Source organism: Streptomyces avermitilis MA-4680 = NBRC 14893 (assembly GCF_000009765.2).
GTDB lineage: Bacteria > Actinomycetota > Actinomycetes > Streptomycetales > Streptomycetaceae > Streptomyces > Streptomyces avermitilis.
Genome location: NC_003155.5, coordinates 3,230,243 through 3,252,477 on the forward strand (window position 1 = coordinate 3,230,243; position 22,235 = coordinate 3,252,477).

General features: G+C 70.5%; 20 protein-coding genes and 2 pseudogenes. 1 reads left to right on the top strand and 21 read right to left on the bottom strand.

Features of this window, described 5'->3' with window-relative positions:
- Positions 1–27 precede the first annotated feature (27 nt).
- The 16 genes and pseudogenes from dprA to proS form a co-directional block, all read right to left on the bottom strand.
- On the bottom strand, positions 28–1,173 hold the full coding sequence (gene dprA, locus SAVERM_RS13700) for a DNA-processing protein DprA (RefSeq protein ID WP_010984067.1): 1,146 nt from the start codon (positions 1,171–1,173) through the stop codon (positions 28–30).
- On the bottom strand, positions 1,170–2,795 hold the full coding sequence (locus SAVERM_RS13705) for a YifB family Mg chelatase-like AAA ATPase (RefSeq protein ID WP_010984068.1): 1,626 nt from the start codon (positions 2,793–2,795) through the stop codon (positions 1,170–1,172). The genes dprA and SAVERM_RS13705 overlap by 4 nt, the downstream gene beginning before the upstream one ends.
- Positions 2,795–3,241 carry a YraN family protein gene (locus SAVERM_RS13710; RefSeq protein WP_048894316.1) on the bottom strand — a complete coding sequence of 149 codons (447 nt, stop codon included), beginning with the start codon at positions 3,239–3,241 and terminating at the stop codon, positions 2,795–2,797. Before SAVERM_RS13710 ends, SAVERM_RS13705 begins: the two co-directional genes overlap by 1 nt.
- Before the next feature lie 107 nt (positions 3,242–3,348).
- Positions 3,349–3,657, bottom strand: coding sequence for a DUF2469 domain-containing protein (locus SAVERM_RS13715; RefSeq protein ID WP_003965949.1), 309 nt, complete (start codon positions 3,655–3,657; stop codon positions 3,349–3,351).
- A 55-nt stretch (positions 3,658–3,712) separates the two neighbouring features.
- Positions 3,713–4,188: pseudogene (locus SAVERM_RS13720) on the bottom strand (NUDIX hydrolase).
- Positions 4,189–4,291: 103 nt separating this feature from the next.
- Positions 4,292–5,035 carry a signal peptidase I gene (gene lepB, locus SAVERM_RS13725; protein WP_010984071.1) on the bottom strand — a complete coding sequence of 248 codons (744 nt, stop codon included), beginning with the start codon at positions 5,033–5,035 and terminating at the stop codon, positions 4,292–4,294.
- Positions 5,036–5,114: 79 nt separating this feature from the next.
- Entirely contained in the window at positions 5,115–6,077 is a 963-nt protein-coding gene (gene lepB / locus SAVERM_RS13730; protein ID WP_107083033.1) for a signal peptidase I, read from the bottom strand.
- The gene (lepB, locus tag SAVERM_RS13735) at positions 5,962–7,044 is read right to left on the bottom strand and encodes a signal peptidase I (protein WP_010984073.1); all 1,083 of its coding nucleotides are present in this window, start codon (positions 7,042–7,044) and stop codon (positions 5,962–5,964) included. Before lepB (SAVERM_RS13735) ends, lepB (SAVERM_RS13730) begins: the two co-directional genes overlap by 116 nt.
- A complete protein-coding gene (gene lepB / locus SAVERM_RS13740; protein ID WP_010984074.1) occupies positions 7,037–7,753 on the bottom strand; it encodes a signal peptidase I in 717 nt (238 codons plus the stop codon). The genes lepB (SAVERM_RS13735) and lepB (SAVERM_RS13740) overlap by 8 nt, the downstream gene beginning before the upstream one ends.
- A 45-nt stretch (positions 7,754–7,798) precedes the next feature.
- Positions 7,799–8,149, bottom strand: coding sequence for a 50S ribosomal protein L19 (gene rplS, locus SAVERM_RS13745; protein ID WP_010984075.1), 351 nt, complete (start codon positions 8,147–8,149; stop codon positions 7,799–7,801).
- 135 nt (positions 8,150–8,284) lie between these two features.
- Complete coding sequence (trmD, locus tag SAVERM_RS13750) at positions 8,285–9,133, bottom strand: tRNA (guanosine(37)-N1)-methyltransferase TrmD (protein ID WP_010984076.1); 849 nt, start codon at positions 9,131–9,133, stop codon at positions 8,285–8,287.
- Positions 9,133–9,693, bottom strand: a complete 561-nt coding sequence (gene rimM / locus SAVERM_RS13755; protein WP_010984077.1) for a ribosome maturation factor RimM — start codon at positions 9,691–9,693, stop codon at positions 9,133–9,135. The genes trmD and rimM overlap by 1 nt, the downstream gene beginning before the upstream one ends.
- A gap of 108 nt (positions 9,694–9,801) precedes the next feature.
- The gene (locus tag SAVERM_RS13760; protein ID WP_005479813.1) at positions 9,802–10,041 is read right to left on the bottom strand and encodes an RNA-binding protein; all 240 of its coding nucleotides are present in this window, start codon (positions 10,039–10,041) and stop codon (positions 9,802–9,804) included.
- A 2-nt stretch (positions 10,042–10,043) separates the two neighbouring features.
- A complete protein-coding gene (rpsP, locus tag SAVERM_RS13765) occupies positions 10,044–10,472 on the bottom strand; it encodes a 30S ribosomal protein S16 (protein ID WP_010984078.1) in 429 nt (142 codons plus the stop codon).
- A 282-nt stretch (positions 10,473–10,754) separates the two neighbouring features.
- Complete coding sequence (locus SAVERM_RS13770) at positions 10,755–11,351, bottom strand: hypothetical protein (protein WP_010984079.1); 597 nt, start codon at positions 11,349–11,351, stop codon at positions 10,755–10,757.
- A gap of 261 nt (positions 11,352–11,612) precedes the next feature.
- Positions 11,613–13,028 (bottom strand): proline--tRNA ligase, encoded by a 1,416-nt coding sequence (gene proS, locus SAVERM_RS13775; protein WP_010984080.1) that lies wholly within the window; start codon positions 13,026–13,028, stop codon positions 11,613–11,615.
- A 232-nt stretch (positions 13,029–13,260) separates the two neighbouring features.
- Here proS and SAVERM_RS13780 point away from each other — a divergent pair, with 232 nt between their 5' ends.
- Positions 13,261–14,124, top strand: coding sequence for a methyltransferase type 11 (locus SAVERM_RS13780; protein WP_010984081.1), 864 nt, complete (start codon positions 13,261–13,263; stop codon positions 14,122–14,124).
- Between the two features lie 85 nt (positions 14,125–14,209).
- Here SAVERM_RS13780 and ffh read toward each other — a convergent pair whose 3' ends face one another.
- The 5 genes and pseudogenes from ffh to nsdA all read right to left on the bottom strand — a co-directional run bounded on the left by ffh (position 14,210) and on the right by nsdA (position 21,872).
- A complete protein-coding gene (ffh, locus tag SAVERM_RS13785) occupies positions 14,210–15,760 on the bottom strand; it encodes a signal recognition particle protein (RefSeq protein ID WP_010984082.1) in 1,551 nt (516 codons plus the stop codon).
- 140 nt (positions 15,761–15,900) lie between these two features.
- A pseudogene (locus SAVERM_RS13790) lies at positions 15,901–18,356 on the bottom strand ([protein-PII] uridylyltransferase).
- 26 nt (positions 18,357–18,382) lie between these two features.
- On the bottom strand, positions 18,383–18,721 hold the full coding sequence (locus SAVERM_RS13795; RefSeq protein WP_010984084.1) for a P-II family nitrogen regulator: 339 nt from the start codon (positions 18,719–18,721) through the stop codon (positions 18,383–18,385).
- The gene (locus SAVERM_RS13800) at positions 18,718–20,058 is read right to left on the bottom strand and encodes an ammonium transporter (RefSeq protein ID WP_010984085.1); all 1,341 of its coding nucleotides are present in this window, start codon (positions 20,056–20,058) and stop codon (positions 18,718–18,720) included. The genes SAVERM_RS13795 and SAVERM_RS13800 overlap by 4 nt, the downstream gene beginning before the upstream one ends.
- 338 nt (positions 20,059–20,396) lie before the next feature.
- A complete protein-coding gene (nsdA, locus tag SAVERM_RS13805) occupies positions 20,397–21,872 on the bottom strand; it encodes a transcriptional repressor NsdA (protein WP_010984086.1) in 1,476 nt (491 codons plus the stop codon).
- Between the last annotated feature and the right edge of the window lie 363 nt (positions 21,873–22,235).

A 22,235-nucleotide genomic window follows, 5' to 3' on the forward strand; every position in this document is an offset into this window, starting at 1 on the left:
GTCGCCCGGACGGCCGTACACGCTCGGTCAGCATCGGCCGCGATCTTGGGAGACCGAGATCAGCGCCTGGCGTGTCAACTTCCAGCGATCGCCGTGTCGTTCGACGAAACCAAGTGATCGGAGTTCGTACAGTCTCCCGACCGCGTCGTCACCCGTCGTGCCCGCTCCGCGAGCGATCTCGTCCGGCGTCGCGGTCCCGTGGCCCGGCAGCGCGGCCAGGACGCGGGCGGCGCCCGGCTCCAGCAGGTCGCGCGGCAGGACGGGGCCTCGCCGGTCGGGGGCCAGCTCGCCCATGTCACCCACCAGTTCGGCCACCTCCGCGGCATCGGAGACCAGGACGGCGTCGCCGCGCAGCAACTCGTGCACCCCGGCGGAGAGCCCGCTGGTCACCGGCCCCGGCACCCCCATGGTGAACCGCCCGAGCCGCTGGGCCGCGCGTGCCGTGACCAGCGCGCCGCTGCGGTAGGCCGCCTCGACGACCACGGTGCCCCGGGTGAGCGCGGCGATGACCCTGTTGCGGAGGATGAACCTGCTCGGCGTCGGATGGTCGCCGGGCGGCAACTCCCCCACGACCAGACCCTGTTCCGCGATCCTGGTGATCAACTCGGTGTGTCCGCGTGGATAGGGCTGGTCGACTCCGCAGGCGAGTACGGCGACGGTGGCCCCGCCGGCCCCGAGCGCACCCCGGTGCGCGGCACCGTCCACGCCGTATGCGCCGCCCGACACCACCACCCATCCGCGCTCGGCGAGTCCCGCGCCGAGGGCGGCCGCCATGTGGGCGCCGTACTCGGTACAGGCTCGCGCGCCGACGACCGCGACGGACCGCAGGGCCCACATCCGCAGGCTCGGCCGGCCACGCACCCAGAGCCCGGTGGGGCGGGCGTCCGCGAGGTCGTCGAGCTGTGCCGGCCACTCCGCATCGCCCGGGCAGACAAAGCGGGCCCCGGCCTGCCGGGCCTCGGCCAGGTCCCGCTCCGGCCTGGCCTGGGCGGCCCGTCCTCTCAGCCCCGCCCAGCGCTTGGCCGACACCCGGGGAAACGGCTCGCCTCCCTCCACCAGCCGCCGGGCAACCGCCACGGCGCCGTACTCCCGCAGCCATCGGCCGCCGATCTCGTCACCGGGCTCGATGATCCGCGTGAGGGCGACACGGGCGAGCCGTTCGTCGTCCGTCATGCCGACGCGCCGATCATCATGGGCACGCCCCGGGGCACCCCGGTGCGCAACTGCAGGGCCAGGGCCACATCCCCGGCGTCGGGCCTGTCGTGCCCGGACAGATCCGCGACCGTCCACGCCACGCGGAGCACCCGGTCCAGGCCGCGGGCGCTCAGCACGCCCCGCTCCAGTCCCCGCTCCGCCTCCTCCATGGCTCCCGGCACGGCCTGCCAGTGGCTGCGCAGCTCCCGTCCGGGCACTTCGCTGTTGGTGCGCCAGGGTGTCCCGGTCAACCGCGTCGCGGAGCGCTCACGGGCGGCTCGCACCCGGTCGGCCACCGCCCGCGTCGACTCGCCCCGGGCCCCGCGCACCGTCAGCTCGGCCCGCGTGACCGGCTCCACCTCGACCCTCAGGTCGACCCGGTCGAGCAACGGTCCCGAGAGCCTGGCCTGGTAGCGGCGGATCGTCGCGGGCGGGCATTCGCACAGGGTGTCCCGTTGCGACAATCGCCCACAGGGGCACGGGTTGGCCGCGAGCACCATCAGGAACCTGGCCGGGAACCGCACCACGCCCGCACTGCGTGCGATCACCACATGCCCTGACTCCAGGGGCTGCCGCAGCGCGTCGAGAGCCTGGCCGCTGAACTCCGGCGCCTCGTCGAGGAAGAGCACCCCTCGATGAGCCAGCGACACCGCGCCCGGCCGGGCGACGCCCTGGCCACCGCCGACCAGTGCCTGCATCGTGGCCGAGTGGTGCGGGGCGCAGTAGGGAGCGGCGTCCACCAGAGGTTTGCCCCCAGGCAGCAGCCCCGCGACCGAATGCACCGCGGTGACCTCCAGCGACTCGTCCCGGCCGAGCCGTGGCAGGACCGTGGGCAGCCGCTCGGCGAGCATCGTCTTGCCGGCTCCCGGCGGCCCTTCGAGGAACAGATGGTGACCGCCGGCGGCGGCCACCTCCACCGCCGTACGCGCCGAGAGCTGCCCGACCACGTCGGCGAGGTCATGGCCGAGGTCGAGAGGCGCGGCGCCCACGCTGTGGATGCCGGTGGCCGCGCCGGTACCGGGCATGCGCAGGCCCGCCAGCAGCGGATCCGGCCGCCCCTGCTCGTCGGGGTCCTCTTCGGGGAACGGCTCATCCGTGAGCACGGCGACCAGCTGCCGGAGGCTGCGTACACCGAGCACGGACACGCCGGGGACCAGCGAGGCCTCGGCCGCGGCGCACTCCGGCACCACCACCTGTTCGTACCCCGCGTCCGCTGCGGCCAGGACCGCCGGCAGGACGCCCCTGACCGGCCGCACCCTCCCGTCGAGCCCGAGCTCGCCGATCATGACGATGTCGGCCAGCACACGCGGGTCGATGCGCTCGGCGGCACCCAGCACGGCGCACGCGACGGCAAGATCGAACCCCGAGCCGCCCTTCGGCACGGATGCCGGGCTCAGACCCACCGTCAGCTTCTTCTGGGGCCACTCGCCGCCGGAGTTGACCACCGCCGACCTGACCCGGTCCTTGCTCTCCGTCAGGCTCTTGTCCGGCAGCCCCACCAGCGTGAACGCCGCGACCCCGGGCTCCAGGCCCGCCTGGACCTCGACCACCACGCCCTCGACGCCGACCAGTGCCACCGAACACGTACGGGCGAATCCCATCACGCCACCCCCCGCACATGCTCCACGACGGGTGCGCCGCGGTCCGGCAGGAGGATGCCGACCAGGTCGATACGGACGCCCCCGGGCGGAGCGCCTCCGTGTTCCTGGACCCAGCGCTCGGCGAGACCGCGCAGACGCTCCGCCTTCGCCGGTGTGATCGCCGCCATCGGGTGTTCGAAGAGGCCTGCCCGGCGGGTCTTGACCTCGCACACGACCAGCGCGTCGCCGTCGCGGGCCACGATGTCGATCTCGCCGGTCCTGCCGCCGCGCCAGTTGCGCTCCAGGACCGTCATCCCGGACTCGGTCAGCCGCCGTGCGGCCAGCGACTCGCCGTACCTGCCGAGTGCGCCGCGTTGCGCGCTCCGCCGTGCGCCTTGCTCGGTGCCCTGCCGCGCGCCGTACTCCGTGTCCTGCCGCGCGCCGTGCTGTGCCTTGCGTGTGCTCATGTCGGCACCACCTCCGGCGCCAACACTGAGCCCGTACCGAGCCCTTTGTGGATCTTGGTGGACAACGCGGTGGTTGTGGACAACCCCGCCACCCACACGAGTGAGACTCAGCCGCCCGGCAGCTCCAGGTCGCTCTTGTTCAGCTCCTCAATGTTCACGTCCTTGAACGTGAGTACGCGCACCTGCTTCACGAAGCGAGCAGGCCGGTACATGTCCCACACCCAGGCGTCCGCCATGGACACCTCGAAGAACACCTCGCCCTGGACCGAGTGCACCTGCATCTCGTAGTCGTTGGTGAGGTAGAAGCGCCGCTCGGTCTCGATCACGTATTTGAACAGACCGACGACATCGCGGTACTCCCGGTAGAGCTTCAGCTCCATCTCGGTCTCGTACTTTTCGAGGTCCTCGGCGCTCATGGCATGTTCCCCTTCAGCCGTGCGTCCCCCTATTGTGCGCCAGCCCCGCGAACCCCTAGACGATTTCGGTGTCGAGGGTCTCGGGCCTGGCGGGGGGACCGTCGTCGAGCAGCCTGCTCAGCAGCTCGGCGACCTGGTCGGATACACCGTCTCATGTGCCTCGGTCAGTTCCTGGCACGTCCACCAACGCGCTCCGGCGACACTGCGCCGTTCCAGTTCCGTCAGGCCCGCGGCCGCCGTGGCCGTCTGGGTCGTACGGGCCAGGTAGTACCACTCGTCCTGGTCCCAGCGGCGCCCGGCGAACGGGAACGAGCACCTGCGCCGCCACAGCACCGGACCCAGCTCGACATCGGTGATGCCGGTCTCCTCGGCGAGTTCCCGCAGGGCGGCCTCCTCGCGCGATTCGTCGCCCTCCAGGCCGCCACCGGGCGTGAACCACCAGTTGTCCGCCGGATCGTCCGGCTCGTGCCCGTGCAGCAGCAGGATGCGCTCCTGCGGGTCGAGAAGGACCACGCGGGCCACCTTGCGCAGGCCGCCCTTGTACGAGTCCTCGACCCCCTCACCCGCGGCGCCCGCGCCGGACTCGTACGACGCGTAGGGCGCGTAGGACTCGTACGCGTCGTGCGACGAAGCCTCAGCGGGCACCGGCGGGCTCCATCCGCGCCCCGCTGCGCCTGCGGCGCGCCCGATTCGCGATCGGGCCGTACGCCGCACCGCCCAGGACCAGCACCGCCCCCCCGACGATCGCGGCGACGACCAGCCGCAGCGGGCCGGGAGAGGACAGGCTTCCCAGGGCCTCGAAGCCCGTAGGGCGCTCCAGCATGCCGTTCATGGGCCACACCACGGCGTCCACCCGGGCCTTCACCCCGCTGCGCGCCACCGTGCCGTCGAAGGCCTCGGTGAGGTGGGCCGTGGAGTCCAGGGAGCCGCTGCGCTCGTCGCCGAGCAGGAACAGCCGGTCCTTGGGGACCGTGACCGTGGGGATCGTCCGGACCTCCGCGGCCTGGCCCTTGGGCAGATACGGCTCCTGGATCTGCTTGCCGTTGACGGTCAGCTTGCCGCCGGTGCAGCAGCCGACCGTGTCGCCGCCGACAGCCACGACCCGCTTGACCATGAGCATGTCGCCCCAGCTCTTCTGCTTGAAGACGACGACGTCACCACGCTTGATGTCGCCTCCGTCGACCCGCTGGGCAAGGACCCGGTCGCCGGCCACGATGGTGGGCGACATCGATGGGGTCGGCACCGTGTACGGCCGGTAGACGACCGCTCCCCAGGCGAACCCGCCGAGGAAGAGCACACAGCCGAGGGCCACGGCCAGTCCCGACAGCGTGCTGCCGAGCCGTCCGTGGCCCTCGTCCGTACGACCGGTCCTGCTCATTCCCGTGCTCCCCAGGTCGGAGAATCGATCCCGCGGCCCGGTGCCGGGCCGCGGAAGATCGGCGATCTGGGACGGCACCCTACCCGGCGGTACCGTCGCTAGAAACCCTCGGGTTTCCGCCGGTAGGACCGCCGGCGAGACGGTGCCTGCGCCACAGGACCAGCGGCACCGCTCCCGCGAGCCCGAGGGCGCCGGGGGCTGCCGCGCTGAGGTTCTGGTCGAAGGCGTCCGGAATCGGCAGCGTGTTCCAGCGGGTGGGCGGCCAGGCGATCACGATGGCGCGGCCGATGACGTTGTCCACGGGCACGAAGCCGTGGTTCTTGTCCTGCTGGTGGTAGCGGGAGTCCAGGGAGTTCTGCCGGTGGTCACCCATGACCCAGATTTTGCCCTTGGGTACCTTCACCTTGAACTGACCGCCCTGGTCGTCCACGCTGCACGGGGTGTTCCCGGCATAGACGAAGGTGTCGTTCAGCGCGTGACCGTTGACCTTCAGGGGGCCGGTGCCCTTGCACTCGACGGTGTCGCCCGCGACGCCGATGACCCGCTTGATGAGGTCCTTCTCGTTCGACGACGGCATCAGGCCGATCCAGCCGAGGACCCGCTGCAGGGGGTTCGGGGTGGCCGTCGGCTCGCCCGCCAGCCAGTTGGCGGGGTCGTGGAAGACGACGACCTCGCCGCGCTCGGGCTCCGAGCCGAACCAGGGGGTCAGCTTGTCGACGAGGACACGGTCGCCCTGCTGGAGGGTGTTCTGCATCGAGTCCGAGGGAATCGAGAACGCCTGTACCAGGAAGGTCTTGATCAGCAGCGCCAGGATCAGCGCGATACCGATGAGGAGCGGGAGTTCCTTCCAGAAGGAGCGCTGCTTCTTGGGCTGACCGCCCTGCTCGCCGCTCTCCCGGGTACCGCCGCCGTCTCCGTCTCCGGAGTCACTCGCGGAGGTCGCGGCGTCTTCCACTGCCGGGGGTACCGTCCCGTCGTGCCGCTCCGGCCGATCTTCGGGGCCATCGTGTCCGGATCGTGCGCCGACCGCCAAATCCCCCACATCCACTCCTCACTCCGTGCCGCCGCCCGCGCCGTAGTCGGCGCAGGCCCACCACTCCCATAACGAGCGGGAGTTCCGCAGGGCTCGGGAGGGGGATCAATCCATATCGATCCGCGGAGGCCACCCTATGCGACGGGCCGAGAGCGGTGGTCACGCCGCCCGGCACGGACGCGTACGTATCCGGTTCCTTCAGGCGCGTCCAGTGGCCCAGGGGCCAGGCGATGACCATGGCGCGGCCCACGACGGAGTCCTCGGAGACAGTACCGCCGTACTGCTCGGTGCGGTGGTAGCGGGAGTCGGCCGAGTTGGCCCGGTGGTCGCCCATGACCCACAGACGCCCCTGCGGCACGGTCACCGAGAAGTCGAACGCCGAAGGTTTGTTTCCCGGGTGAATGTACGGCTCGCTGAGCGGCATGCCGTTGACGGTCACGCGCCCTTGGGCGTCACAGCACTTGACGGTGTCACCGCCGACGGCGACGACCCGCTTGATGAGGTCCTTGTCGTTGTCGGAGGGCAGCAGGCCGATGGCGACGAGACCCTCCTTGACCTGCTTGACGACGACGGGGTCGTTCTTCTTGGTGGTCTTCTCGCCCGCGAGCCAGTTCCCGGGGTCCTTGAAGACGACCACGTCACCGCGCTGCGGCTTGGAGCCGAACCACGGCGTGAACTTGTCGACGAGGACCCGGTCGCCGATCTGGATCGTGTTCTCCATGGAGCCCGAGGGGATCACGAAGGCCTGGAGGAGGAACGTCTTCAGGACCAGGGCTATGAGGACGGCGACACCCACGAGGAGAGGTATCTCCTTGACCGCCGAGCGCCTTCTGCGCCGCTTGACCTTGCGTTGCAGCTTGCGCCGCTCGGCGCGTCCCGGCCGCACGGCACCGCCGGAGGCGCGGCGCGCTCCGGTGGGCAGCAGGTTCTCGGCGGCGCTGCTCGACACACCGCGGGGTTTGCCTCGGTTACCCATGGGCACCGTCCACGGCGGGCACGCGCGCGTAGGCGCCGGGGCGTCGAAGGTGCGTCCCGTGGCCGGCGGGCCAGACGATCCAGTCGGCCCGGCCGACGACTTCACCGACGGGGATCATGCCGCCGCCCGGAGAGCCCAGGTGGTCGCGGGAGTCGCGGGAGTCGCTGCGGTGGTCGCCGAGGACGAAGAGCGTGCCGTCGGGAACGACGACGTCGAAGTCGACATCGGACGGGCTGTCTCCTGGATACAGAAACGACGACTCGTCGACCGGCCGGCCGTTCACCTTGAGCCTCCCCTCCCTGTCGCAGCAGACCACATGGTCTCCCCCTACACCGACAACGCGCTTGACGTAGTCGGCGTCCCCGAAATAGCCGGTGCCGTCGAAGACGACGACGTCACCGCGCTGCGGCTTCGAACCGAAACGGTACGCCAACTTATTTACGAGAACGCGGTCCCCAATCCTCAATGCGCCCTCCATGGAACTGCTGGGGATCTGGAACGGCTGCATCACGAAGTTGCTGAGCGCCAGGAGAAACAGCAGGCAGCTCAGCAGGGTGAGGGTGATCCGCCCGCCCGGGAGCCAGTCGGCGACCCGGGACACCAACGCGAAACGCGACCGGCCCTCCGGCCCCTGTGTGTCCGAGATCTCCTCGGATTCGAAAGGGCTGGAGGAGCGGTCGCGCTCCGTGTGCTGTGCTTCGGTGTCCATCGGGGCCAGATGCTATCCGGCCCCCATGTGAACCTCCGCGCGAGATCAGCTCTCGCGCTTCTCCTTGATCTTCGCGGCCTTGCCGCGCAGCTCACGCAGGTAGTAGAGCTTGGCGCGACGCACGTCACCGCGGGTGACGAGCTCGATCTTCTCGACGATCGGGGTGTGCACCGGGAAGGTGCGCTCGACGCCGACGGAGAACGAGACCTTGCGGACCGTGAAGGTCTCGCGGACACCGGCACCCTGGCGACGGATGACTACGCCCTTGAACTGCTGCACACGGGAGCGGTTGCCCTCGATGACGCGCACGTGGACGTTGACGGTGTCACCCGGGCGGAAGGCCGGGAGGTCGCTGCGCAGCGACGCGGAGTCGACGGAGTCGAGCAGGTGAGACATTTCGTCTGCTTTCTTCGCTGATGCCACAGGTCATCAACGGGAGATAGATGTTCCAGAAGAGGTGCTGCCCGTATCGGGGCGGGCGTCGTGTCCCCCCGTGGCAGGGGCGCGCGCCGGACGACGTACAGCAGCGGCCTATTCTTCCATGGCCTCTGGCCTGCGCCAAAATCGGCCGTGCGGCACTCCGTCGGGATCCGGGAACCAGCCCAGGATCGAGAGCATTTCGCGGTCCTTCTTGTCGAACGCCGAGGGGTCGCAGCGCTCGATGAGGTCGGGCCGGTTGGCGGTCGTGCGCTTCAGGGCCTCGTCGCGGCGCCAGCGGGCGATCCTGCCGTGGTGGCCGCTGAGCAGCACCTCGGGGATCTCCCGGTCGCGCCACGCCGGGGGCTTGGTGTAGACGGGCCCCTCCAGGAGGTTGGCCATGGCGCCGGGTGCGAAGGAGTCGTCCCGGTGCGACTCGGCGTTGCCGAGGACGCCGGGCAGCAGCCGGGCGACAGCCTCCGTGATCACGAGTACGGCCGCCTCGCCGCCGGCGAGCACGTAGTCGCCGATGGAGACCTCGTAGACGGGCATCCGGGTCGCGTACTCGTCGATGACGCGGCGGTCGATGCCCTCGTAGCGCGCGGGGGTGAAGACCAGCCAGGGGCGCTCGGAGAGCTCGACGGCGAGTTCCTGGGTGAAGGGGCGGCCGCTGGGCGTCGGGACGATCAGAGCGGGGCCGTGGGCGTCCGTCTCGTAGCCGTCGGCGAGCACGGAGTCCAGGGCGTCGCCCCAGGGCTCCGTCTTCATGACCATGCCCGGGCCGCCGCCGTACGGAGTGTCGTCGACCGTGTTGTGGCGGTCGTACGTCCACTCCCGAAGATCATGCACGTGCACGTTCAGCTGTCCACGCGCGCGTGCCTTGCCGACAAGGGAGACGTTCAGGGGTTCGAGGTACTCGGGAAAGATCGTGACCACATCGACCCGAAGGGTGCCGTGCCGCATCAGGCGTCTGCCTCCGTGGCGGCCTCGGTATCGGAGGAATCCACTTCGGCCCGGTCGTCGATCAGGCCCGGCGGCGGGTCGATGACCGCCCGCTGCTCCTCCAGGTCGATCTCGACCACGATCTCCTCGACGAACGGGATGTACACCTCGCTGCCGTCGGACCGCTCCACCACGAAGAGGTCCTGCGAGGGCAGGTGCGAGATCTCGGTGATGCGCCCGACCTCCGTCCCGTCCTTCGTGACGACGTCCAGGTCCATCAGCTGGTGGTCGTAGTACTCGTCGGGGTCCTCCGGCACCTCGTCCGGGTCGACCTCGGCGATCAGCAGGGTGTTGCGCAGCGCCTCGGCGCCGTTGCGGTCACGTACGCCCTCGAAACGCAGCAGGAGGCGGCCGCTGTGCACGCGGCCGGTCTCGATGGTCAGCGGTCCGACGGAGGCCGGGTCCGTGGCCAGAACGGCTCCGGGCCCCAGCCTGAGCTCGGGCTCGTCGGTACGTACTTCGACGGTGACCTCGCCCTTGATGCCGTGGGCACGGCCGATCCGTGCGACTACCAGCTGCACTGTGCTTGCTCTCCTGTCGAACGACTGCGAGCCGAAGGCGGCTCGTACGACTACGGGCCGGGGACGGCCCAGTGGCCCTCCCCGGCCCGAGCCGGTGCTGCGTTTACATCAGCGGACGTGATCCACGTCGACGAGGTCGACCCGGACGCCGCGACCGCCGATGGCGCCCACGACGGTGCGCAGGGCACGCGCGGTGCGGCCGTTGCGGCCGATCACCTTGCCGAGGTCGTCGGGGTGGACCCGGACCTCGAGGACGCGCCCACGACGCAGGTCGCGCGAGGCGACCTGCACATCGTCAGGGTTGTCGACGATGCCCTTCACGAGGTGCTCGAGAGCCTCCTCGAGCATGCTCAGGCCTCGGTCGACTCAGACGAAGAGGACTCAGCGGCAGCTTCGTCCTTCTTCTCAGCCTTCTTCTTCTGGGTGATGGCCTCACCCTTGCCCGCGTCGTCGCCACCAAGGGCGTCGAACGACGGGCGCGTGGCCTTCGGCGCGGCCACGAGCAGCGGAGCCGGGGCGGGCTCGCCCTTGAACTTCTGCCAGTCGCCGGTCTTCTTCAGGATCGCGAGGACGGGCTCGGTCGGCTGTGCGCCGACACCCAGCCAGTAGGCGACGCGCTCGGCGTCGACCTCCATGCGGGAGGGGTTCTGCACCGGGTGGTACAGACCGATCTCCTCGATGGCCCGGCCATCACGGCGGGTACGGGAGTCGGCGACGACGATGCGGTAGTGAGGCGAACGGATCTTGCCCAGACGCTTCAGCTTGATCTTGACTGCCACGGAAGTGGTGTCTCCTGGTCTTGACGTGGTTGGGCACGGCGAGATGGCCGCGTGGGGTTGCGGTACCCGAGTGCCCGATGGACGCGTCAGCCGGAGGAGAGAGGGGTCCTATGCGGCTGTCGAGTACAGCTAGCCATTGTGCCACACCCTGCGGGTCGCTCCAGCCGGGTGGGGACGCCGGGCATGCGTCATCGACGCCCGGCTCCTGATGCCGGGCGTCGCCTGCGCACCCCGGGGGCCCACACGTGCCGCTGGGTACGGCTGCCACGAGCAGCCGTCTCCTCAGCTTGCCGCCGCGCCCACCACCTCGGGGATCCGGAACGGCTTGCCGCACCCCCCGCACACGATCGGCGCCTGCGCGAGGACCGACGGGACGACGCGCACATTGCGGCCGCAGTCGCAGACCGCCTTGACGCGGACGCCTCCTCCGGAGGAGCCGTGCCGGGCGGCCGGGCCGCGGAAGCTGCGGGCCGTGTCGGCGGCGGTCGCGGCCGTGTGGGCCTTGAGGGCGCGCTGCAGCCGCTCGATGGTCGGGCGGTAGCGCCGCTTCGCCTCGGGGTTGAGCGTGACCAGGGAGAAGCCACTGCTGGGATGCGGCTCCTCCGGGTGGTCCAGGCCCAGCTCCTCGGCGATCGCGAGAAATCTGCGGTTGTGGTATCGGCCGGCGCGCGAGGTGTCTCGGACTCCACGCGCGGCGGCGATGCCGTGGACTGCTTCATGAAGCAGTCGCTCGAAAGAGAGTTCGTGTCCGCAGGCGGACGACGACTCTCCGATCAGGGACTCCGGCGCGGCAAGATCGGGCAGCTCGGGGTGGTACCGCTGAATGTCGGCCCACGCCTGTGCCAGCTCTGCGGCGAGAACAGGTGGTGTCGTGCTCACGTCGTGACAACGAGCCGGAGTGCCCCTGTGTTCCTATTCCGGGCCATCCCAAATAATTTGCACGTACCCGTCAGTTGCCGCTGATGCGTCCTGACGAGGGCGGGTGCGCTGATCTGCGGAGAAGCCGCACAGCTCGTACCAAGGTGGTGCGTAGTCGCACGTACGCCCCGGCGCGTAGACCAGGTCCGCGCGCCGGGGTACCTGCGGTCATCAGATGCGCAAGGGGCGTTTCGGCCGCTCTCGCCGACGGAGCGACGTACCTCAGTAAGCGCGCGCGACGACGGCGACGTTACCGGGTGCGTCGTCGGCGCCCGGCACCGACCCGTCCTCGGCGACCAGACACCGTACGGACGCAGCGTGCTCGGCCAGCTCGGCCTCGCCCCTCTCGCCGAGGGTCGCCCACGGAATGCGCGCCCAGCCGCCGCCGGCGGCCGCCTCGACGGCCTCCTCGATCGTCGACACGTCCGACGTACGGGATGCGCGGCGCTCGCGCGCCTGCCTCAGAAGGAGCGCCTGGTCCTCCTCGAGGGCCGTGGGCAGCAGCGCGGCCAGCGCGTCCAGCGCCACCGGCTCCTTGCCGCCGGGGATACGGCGCGCCACCATCGCGGTGCCGTTCTCCAGGTCACGGGGGCCGACCTCGACGCGTACGGGCACGCCCTTCAGCTCCCAGTCGACGGCGCGGCGCCCGAAGGGGACGTCGGTGCGGTCGTCCACCTGGACGCGCAGGCCCGCCGCCTTCAGCCGGTCGCCGGTCTCGCGGACCTTGGCCAGAACCGCTTCGTCGCCCTTGATCGCGAGGACGACGACCTGGGTCTGGGCCAGGCGAGGCGGCACCCGCAGGCCGTTGTCATCGCCGTGCATCATCACCAGTGCGCCGATCATGCGCGTGGTGGACCCCCAGGAGGTCTGCCAGACGAGTTCCTGCTTGCCCTCCTTCGACAGGTACTGGGTGTGGAACGCCCTGGCGAAGTTCTGGCCCAGCTCGTGGCTGGTGCCCATCTGGAGGGCCTTGCCGTCGCCCATCATGCCTTCGAGCGTGAGGGTGTTGACGGCACCGGCGAAGCGCTCCTTGGCGGTCTTGCGGCCGAGGACGACGTCCATCGCAAGGACGTTCTCCATGAAGTCCGCGTAGACGTGCCGGTGGATGTGGGCCGCGAAGTCGCGCGCCTCCTCGTACGTGGCGTGCGCCGTGTGCCCCTCCTGCCACAGGAACTCGGTCGTCCGCAGGAACAGACGGGGGCGCAGCTCCCAACGCACCACGTTCGCCCACTGGTTGATCAGCAGCGGCAGGTCGCGGTAGCTCTGTACCCACTTCGAGAAGTAGTCGTTGATGATCATCTCGGAGGTGGGACGGACGACCGCGGGCTCCTCCAGCTCCTTGCCGCCGCCGTGCGTGACCACGGCGAGCTCGGGCGCGAAGCCCTCCACATGGTCGGCCTCCTTGGTGAGGTACGACTGCGGAATCAGCAGCGGGAAGTACGCGTTCTGGGTGCCCGTCTCCTTGATGCGGGCGTCCATCTCCTGCTGCATCCGCTCCCACAGCCCGTACCCGTACGGTCGGATGACCATGGTGCCGCGCACCGGCCCGTTGTCCGCCAGTTCGGCCTTGTTGATCAGATCCTGGTACCAGCGCGGGAAGTCGTCCGCCCGGGGCGTGAGAACGGGTGCCTTTGCCATGGCGCGATGGTACGGGCAGGCCCTCCCGCGCCGGGCATCAATTGTCACCCGCACGTGCCCCTCCGGCGCGTGCCCTGGGCGCGCGCAGACGGCGCACAAGGAGTGGGCCGCAACCCCTGGACGCCACGACGGGCGCGGAGTTTCCTGGCATACGGGGGGAGTGCGAGCGCACTGCACGGGGGCCATGGAATCGGGGCACAGGGGCAACTCTCGGCGGATTGGGGCGCTTTCGATGACACCTACGCTCGTGCGGCAGCACCTACCTCACGCGGGGCCCGCGCCCCGTGTGGACCCGTGTGCACGCGCGCGTGACTGGGCCGAGATCCAGGAGCGGATGCTGGTGCCGCTCTACGAGGCCGTCCACGAGCGGCTCGAGGTGGGCCCCGGCACCCGGCTGCTCGGGCTCGGCTGCGGTTCCGGTCTGGCCCTGCTGACGGCGGCGTCCCGGGGTGCCGCGGTCACCGGTGTCGACACGCGGGTGCCCGAGCGGCTGGCCCTCGCGCGCGAACGGCTGCTGCCCGAGTCGCGGGGCACACGCGCGCGTACGGACCCGCGCATCGTCGACGGCACCCCCGAGGACGCGGCCGCCGCTCCCGGGGAACCCGGGTACAACCTGGTGACCGCCTTCGAGCCGATCGGCTGCGCGACCGGGGACGCCGAAAGGCTCGGCGAACTCCTCGCCGCCGCGACACCGCTCGCCGGGCGCGGGACGCCCGTGGTGCTCGCCGGATGGGGGCCGCCGGAACGGTGCGCCACCTCCTCGGTGCTGCGCGTCGCCACCCGGCTGGCCGATCCGCTGCGCGGTGCGCGCAGTTGGCGCCCCGCGCTCCGCGACGACCTCGAGGAGATCGCCCAGCGGGCCGGCCTCAGGCCGGACGGGTCGGGACGGGTGGCGTGCCCCTTCGGGTACGCCGATGTGAACAACGCGGTACGGGGGCTGCTGTCCACGGGGCTGTTCGACCCGGCGATCACGGCGACCGGCCAGGAGCAGGTGGACAAGGAAGTGACGGAGGCACTGCATCCGCATGTGCGGCAGGACGGGACCGTGTGGATGCCGAACGTCTTCCGCTATCTGATCGCCCGCACGCCCCAGTGATCAGATACCCCCGTACCCGCGGGAACGCGCTGGGGCGCCCCTCCGGAGAGGGGCGCCCCAGCGCCGTACACCACCTGCTCGGGCGTCAGCCCATGAACTTCTTGAACTCGTCCGGCAGCTCGAAGTCCTGGCCGCCCTGCTGGGGCAGGCCGAACGCGTTGCCGCCCTGGTCCGCGGCCTCCTTGCGGGCGGCCTCCTCCAGCTCCTGCTGCCTGCGCTTCATCGGGTTGCCCGAGCGCTGCTTGCCCTTGGCCTGCTTCTGCTTCTTCTTCTGCCGGCCGGGGCCGCCACCCATGCCCGGCATCCCGGGCATACCCGGCATACCGCCGCCCTGGGCCATGCGGGACATCATCTTGCGGGCCTCGAAGAACCGCTCGACCAGGCCCTTGACCGCGCTGACGTCGACGCCGGAACCCTTGGCGATACGGGCGCGGCGCGAGCCGTTGATGATCGTCGGCTCCTGGCGCTCGGCCGGGGTCATCGACTTGATGATCGCGGCCGTGCGGTCGACGTCGCGCTCGTCGAGGTTGTTGATCTGGTCCTTGATCTGGCCCATGCCGGGCAGCATGCCGAGCAGCTTGCTGATGCTGCCCATCTTCCGGACCTGCTCCATCTGGGACAGGAAGTCGTCGAGCGTGAAGTCCTGGCCCTTCTTGGACGCCAGCTTCGAGGCCATCTTCTCGGCCTCTTCTTGGCTGAACGTCTTCTCCGCCTGCTCGATCAGGGTGAGCAGGTCACCCATGTCGAGGATGCGGGAGGCCATCCGGTCCGGGTGGAAGGCGTCGAAGTCGTCGAGCTTCTCGCCGTTCGACGCGAACATGATCGGCTTGCCGGTGACCGAGGCGATCGACAGGGCGGCGCCACCGCGGGCGTCGCCGTCGAGCTTCGACAGGACCACGCCGTCGAAACCGACACCGTCACGGAAGGCCTCCGCGGTGTTGACCGCGTCCTGACCGATCATCGCGTCGACGACGAAGAGGATCTCGTCCGGCGAGACCGCGTCACGGATGTCCGCGGCCTGCTGCATCAGTTCCTGGTCGATGCCGAGGCGGCCCGCGGTGTCCACGATCACGATGTCGTGGACCTTGGTCTTCGCGAACTCGATGGAGTCCTTGGCGACCTTGACCGGGTCACCCACGCCGTTGCCCGGCTCGGGCGCGTAGACCGCGACGCCGGCGCGCTCGGCGACGACGCTGAGCTGGTTGACCGCGTTCGGGCGCTGGAGGTCGGCGGCGACGAGGATCGGGGAGTGGCCCTGGTCCTTGAGGTGCTTGCCGAGCTTTCCGGCGAGCGTGGTCTTACCGGCACCCTGCAGACCCGCGAGCATGATCACGGTGGGCGGGTTCTTGGCGAACCTGAGGCGTCGCGTCTCGCCGCCGAGGATCGTGACGAGTTCCTCGTTCACGATCTTCAGGACCTGCTGGGCCGGGTTCAGCGCCTTGGAGACCTCGGAGCCGAGGGCGCGCTCCTTGACGTTCTTGATGAAGGTCCGGACGACCGGCAGGGCCACGTCCGCCTCGAGGAGCGCGATACGGATCTCGCGGGCCGTGGCGTCGATGTCCGCCTCGGACAACCGTCCCTTGCCCCGCAGGTTCTTGAAAGTGGCTGAGAGGCGATCGGAGAGAGTATCGAACACGGCGCTCGTCGGTCCTCGGAGTCGGGGGCAGTCTGGGTCGCCCTCCAGGGTATCTGGCCGCGTGCGGTCGGGTCTCCACCGCGTGCGTACGAAACCGGGGACGCCGTACACGGCGGAGGGCGCCCCCGGTCCGGCCGGCGCTAAGTGCGCAATGTCTCCTCCAGCGCCCGCGCCACCGTCGCCGCCTCCTCGCCCGGCAGGGGCCCGCCCCTCGTACCGGTGACATAGAAGGCGTCCACGGCGTTCGCGCCCAGCGTCGACACGTGCATGCTGCGCACCCGTACGCCCGACTTCTCCAGCGCCCGCCCGATGCGGTGCAGCAGGCCGGGGGCGTCGTGGGCGCGGACCTCGATGACCGTGGCCAGGTGGGAGGCCGCCGAGGCGACGGTCACATGCGGCGGGGGCGCCACGACACCGCGGCGTCGCGGATAGGCGGCGTCCCGCTCGGCGAGACGGGCCGCGATGTCCAGGGAGCCGTCGAGGGCGCGGACGAGGTCGGCACGCAGCCGGGCGGCCTGCGGCAGGGAGCCGTACTCCGCCGCCACCCGCCAGTTCAGCAGCAGTACGGAGCCCTCGACCCCGTCCGGCAGCGGCAGCGCCCGCAGTTCCGCCGTACGGACCGTGAGCCGGTGCATCGCGAGCACCCCGGCGACCGCCGGCAGTACGCCCGACTGGTCCGGCACCGCGATGAGCAGCTCCACGCCCAGGGGCTCCGGGTCGTCCGGGACCGCGTTGTCGGCCTCGGTGGCCCCCGGTTCGGTCTGGGCACGCAGCGCCAGCACCGGGCCGCCGGTGCGGAAGGCCTCGACGGCGAGACGTTCCTGCTCGGCGGTGGGCGCGGCGGCCTCCGGCTCCTCGGGGGCGTCGCCCGCGAGCACGGCCGAGACCCGCTTCACCAGGTCGGCCACCAGGGAACCCCGCCACGACGACCAGGCGGCGGGCCCGGTGGCCAGCGCGTCGGACTCGGTCAGCGCGTGCAGCAGCTCGAGGGTGCTCTGGGAACCGACCACCTCGGCGACCGCGCGCACGGTCGCCGGGTCCTCCAGGTCACGCCGGGTCGCCGTCTCGACGAGCAGCAGATGGTGGCGTACGAGGGTGGCGAGGACGGCGATGTCCTCGCGGTCGAAGCCGATCCGGGCCGCCACGTCCCGCGCGATGATCTCGCCGGCGACGGAGTGGTCGCCGGGCCAGCCCTTGCCGATGTCGTGCAGCAGGGCGGACACCAGGAGGAGGTCGGGGCGGCCGACGCGGCGGGCCAGTTCGGAGGCGCGGACGGCCGTCTCGATGAGGTGCCGGTCGACGGTCCAGATGTGCACGGCGTTGCGCTGGGGGCGACAGCGGACCCGTTCCCAGTCGGGCAGCAGGCGGGTGATCAGGCCCTCCGCCTCCAGCGCCTCCCAGACCTCGATGGTCGAGGGGCCGGAGCCGAGCAGCGTCACCAGCTGCTCGCGGGCCTCCGCGGGCCACGGGGTGGGCAGGGGGCGCGCGGCGGCGGCCATGCGCCGGACCGCGTGCAGGGAGAGCGGCAGCCCGGACTGGGCGGCCGCCGCGGCGGCGCGCAGCGGCAGTACCGGGTCGCGGTCGGGGCGTGCGGTGCGGGCGAGGACGACCTCGCCGTCCTGCTCGACGACGCCCTCCGCGAGCGGTGAGCGCTCGGCGACCGGCTTTCCGCCGCCGAGCATGGCGCGCAGACGCGGCCGTACGGCGCGCGACCGCAGTACGCGCCCCACTTCGCGCCAGGTCACATCGCTCGCGTACGAGACGACGCGGGCGGCCTCGTACACCTGGCGAAGGAGGGTGTCGGCGTCGAGCAGGCCGAGTTCGGCGGCGACCTGGTCCTGCTCCTGCAACGCGAGCCTGTCGGTGGCGCGGCCGGTGGTGAGGTGGAGGGCGTCACGTACGTCGAGGAGCCGGCGGCGGGCGTCCGTGAGGCCCTCGCGCGGGGCGTCCGCCAGCCAGGACGCGGCGACCGCACGCAGCGCGGTGGCGTCCCTGAGGCCGCCCCTGGCCTCCTTGAGGTCGGGCTCCAGCAGGTACTGCAACTCGCCCTGCCGCTCGGCCCGTTCGGCGCACAGCTCCTGGAGTTCCGGGAGACGTTTCGGTGCCTGGTTGCGCCAGTCCGCGAGGACGGCGGTGCGCAGCCCGGCGGTCAGGGCGAGGTCGCCCGCGAGGTGCCGGGCGTCGAGGAGGCCGAGTTGCACCTTGAGGTCCTCACCCGCGGTCTTGCGTGCTTCGGCGGGCGTACGGACGGAGTGGTCGAGGGCGAGACCGAGGTCCCAGACCGGGTACCAGATGCGGTCGGCGAGGGCGGCGACCGCGCCCTGGTCACCGCCGTCGTGGAGCAGGAGCAGGTCGAGGTCGCTGCGTGGGGACAGTTCGCCGCGGCCGTAGCCGCCGACCGCGACCAGTGACACGCCCCGCGGTCCCGCGCCGCCCGCGTCGAACAGGCCGGTCAGCCAGTCGTCGGTCAGTTCGGCGAGGGCAGCACGGCGCGGCGGCCCGGACCGCGCCCCCTCTGGAGGAGGCGCAGCCGGGCCGCCGCGTAGCCGCTGGGTCCCGAGTCCTCTGCATCCGTACGTACGTCCGTACTCGTCACCCAACGACTCCTGTTCTGTCGGTGCCTTACAGCGCGTCGGGTCCGCGCTCGCCGGTCCGGACCCGGACGGCCGTGTCCACCGGGATGGACCAGACCTTGCCGTCACCGATCTTGCCGGTGCGGGCCGCCTTCACGACGACGTCGATCAGCTGTTCGGCGTCGTCGTCCTCGGCCAGCACCTCGATACGGATCTTGGGGACCAGGTCGACCGTGTACTCGGCGCCGCGGTAGACCTCGGTGTGTCCCCGCTGACGACCGTAACCGCTGGCCTCGGTGACCGTCAGACCGTGTACTCCGAAGGCCTGGAGGGCTTCCTTGATCTCGTCGAGCCGATGGGGCTTCACGACGGCGGTGATGAGCTTCATGCGTCCACCTTCTTGGTCGCCGTGTCCGCGAGAGGGGCGGGGAGGATCCGGGCCGCGCCGCCGCCCGCTCCGCTGAAGTCGTATGCGGTCTCGGCGTGCTCCGCCTGGTCGATGCCGGCGATCTCCTCGTCCTCGGAAACCCGCATCCCGATCGTCTTGTCGATCAGGAAGGCGAGGATCGCGGAGACGACCAGGGAGTAGGCGAGGACCGCGAAGACTCCGGCGCACTGCTTCCACAGCTGGTCGAAGGAGTGGTCGCCGTAGAAGACGCCCGTCGCGTCGGACTGGCCGCCGCCGCTGGCGAAGAAGCCGATGAGCAGGGAGCCCGCGACACCGCCGACGAGGTGGACGCCGACGACGTCGAGGGAGTCGTCGTAGCCGAACTTGTACTTCAGGCCCACGGCCATGGCGCACAGGACACCGGCGATGGCGCCGACGGCGATCGCGCCGAGCGGGGAGACCGCGCCACCGGACGGGGTGATGGCGACCAGGCCCGCGACCGCGCCGGAGGCGGCACCGAGGGTGGTGAACGCGCCGTGGCGGATCTTCTCGTACGCGAGCCAGGCGAGCATCGCAGCGGCGGTGGCGATCTGCGTGTTGATGAACATCAGCGCGCCGACACCGTCGTCGTTGCCGAGCCACGAGCCTGCGTTGAATCCGAACCAGCCGAACCACAGCAGGCCGCAGCCGAGCATGACCAGCGGCAGGCTGTGCGGGCGCATCGGGTCCTTCTTGAAGCCGACGCGTTTGCCGATGACCAGGATGACGCCGAGCGCCGCGGCACCCGCGTTGATGTGGACCGCCGTACCACCGGCGAAGTCGATCACGCCGAGGTCGAAGGCCCAGCCACCGGTGCCCCACACCCAGTGCGCGACCGGGAAGTACACGACCGTGGCCCACAGGGCGACGAACAGGGACCAGGCGGTGAACTTGACGCGGTCGGCCAGGGCTCCGCTTATCAGGGCGGGCGTGATGATCGCGAACATCAGCTGGAAGGTGGCGAAGACATAGACCGGAATGGTGTAACCGGGCCAGAGCTCCACCTTGCCGATCCCGGTGAAGCCGACGAAGTCGGACGTCCAGCCGATGAGCGAACCCTTGTCGGTACCGAAGGCGAGCGAGAAGCCGTACAGCACCCACAGGATGGTGACGATGCCCATGCTGATGAAGCTCATCATGAGCATGTTCAGAGTGCTCTTGACGCGGACCATGCCTCCGTAGAAGAAGGCCAGGCCCGGGGTCATGATCAGTACCAAGGCGGAACAGATGAGCATGAAGCCTGTGTTGGCGGCAGACAGCTTGGGAGCCTCTGCGGCAAGCGTGATGGCTGGTGCCATCGGCGTCTCCTCGTCGTTGGTACGGCCCCGTGCGGGCGAAACCTGAGCGGTCAAGAGGGGTGGGCCGGTTATGCGCCATGAGATTGGCGCAGCGCGGTTTCGGTCGGCGCCCCTCGATGTTTCGCCGCAGTGACGAAGGCGCTGTGCGTGTTACGCGTCCATGAACTGCCTGCTAAGGGCCCGCGCGATCGTTATCGTGGCGCAACCTTCCGAGAAGGCAGAAAACCGGCCGCGGCTGCCATCCGATGACCTGGCATGGGGGAGCCGAGTCGGGCGGTTCGGGATGGCGGCCGCGGCCGGGGACCAAGGGGCCCTTGGGTGGCCGGCGGGACCGGGGGTCATACCGCTTCGGCGGTCTCGGGCAGGTGGACGGCGAGCTGGGCGGTCAGGTCGCCGACCTCGGCGAGATCGCCGAAATCGCGTACGGCCGTGTCGACGGTCTTTCGGATACGAGTGTTCACGCGCTCGGAGCGCACTTTTTTGGCGACTTCCATCGCCTCCTTGGCCAGAACGGCACTCCGCTCGGGCTCTCGCTGGAGCAGGTGCACGGTGGCCATGCCGATGAGGTTCAGTGCGTACGAACGCTGGTGCTCGCTGTCCTTGGCGAACAGGTCGACGGCCTTCTGCATCACGGGCTCGGCCAGGGAGGCGTAGGTGGGGCTGCGGCCCGCGACATAGGCGAGGTCGCGGTAGGAGTGGGAGTTCTCGCCGTGCAGCTCGGCCTCGGAGAAGAAGCGGATCCAGTCGGGCTCGGGCTCGTCGGACTCGAGCGCGTCGGCGAACGTGTCCTCGGCCATGCGGACGGCTCGCTTGCACTTGCCGGGCTGACCCATGTTGGCGTACGCGCGGGCCTCCATCGCATACAGCATGGACTGGGTGCGCGGGCTCGCGCAGTCACGGCTGCCGTACTGGGCGAGATGGATGAGTTCCAGGGCGTCCTCGGGGCGGCCGAGGTGGATCATCTGGCGGCTCATGCTGGAGAGCACGTACGAGCCGAGGGGCTTGTCGCCGGCCTCCTTGGCCGCGTGCAGGGCGAGGACCAAATACTTCTGCGCGGTGGGCTGGAGTCCCACGTCGTAGCTCATCCAGCCCGCCAGCTCGGCCAGCTCGGCGGCGACCTTGAACAGGCGTTTGGTGGTGGCCGCGGGCTGGGGCTCCTGGAGGAGGTCGGTCACCTCGTGCAGCTGGCCGACGACCGCTTTGCGGCGCAGGCCGCCGCCGCACTGGGCGTCCCACTGCCGGAACATCACGGTGGTGGATTCGAGGAGGTCCAGCTCGGGCCTGGACAGCCGGCCGGCGCGGCGCGACGCGGCCAGGGGCTCGGGCTCCTCCCGCGGGGCGGCGGGGCCGGGCACGAGCCAGCGCTGCATGGGTTCGATGAGGGACGGGCCGGCGGCGAGGGCCAGCGACGTACCGAGGAAGCCGCGCCGCGCCAGCATCAGGTCGCTGCGCGAGAACTCGCTGATCAGCGCCACGGTCTGCGGGCCCGTCCAGGGCAGGTCGACGCCGGACACAGACGGTGCCTGGTGGGCGGTGCGCAGTCCGAGGTCCTCGACGGCGACCACACAGCCGAAGCGCTCGGAGAACAGCTCGGACAGGATGCGCGGAATCGGCTCACGCGGGTTCTCGCCGTCGAGCCAGCGCCGGACCCGCGAGGTGTCCGTGGAGATGTGGCTGGCCCCCAGCTGGCGGGCCCGGCGGTTCACCTGTCGTGCGAGCTCGCCCTTCGACCAGCCGCTGCGCACGAACCACGAGCCCAGAAGCTCATTGGGGCGCCTGTCAGCGTTCGTACCGCTTCCGCCGTTGCCGCCCACTGGAACGCCCCCATCCCTGAAACCACTTGTGCGCTGTGTGCGCCAAGCCCTACCAGAATGCCGGTAAACGCGGCCGTCTGTCCGGCGGTTCTCACCCGTCGAACGGTAAGCCGACTTGCCTCCGGCATACCCATGAGCGCATGCATCCCCAGGGCTCGTGCACTCAACGTAATCCCACGATCACGGGTCCAGCCATGGCGATCCCGGAAACGCCACCATTCGCCACCCCTTCGGATGAACTCCCGGCGACTCGTACGCGATTCACTTGACAGTGGACGGCCGGAAGTGGGTGAAGCGGTGCACAAAGAGGCGTGCGCCACCGAGCGCACTACCCGGAGCACCACAGGGCGCCGCCCGGAGCAT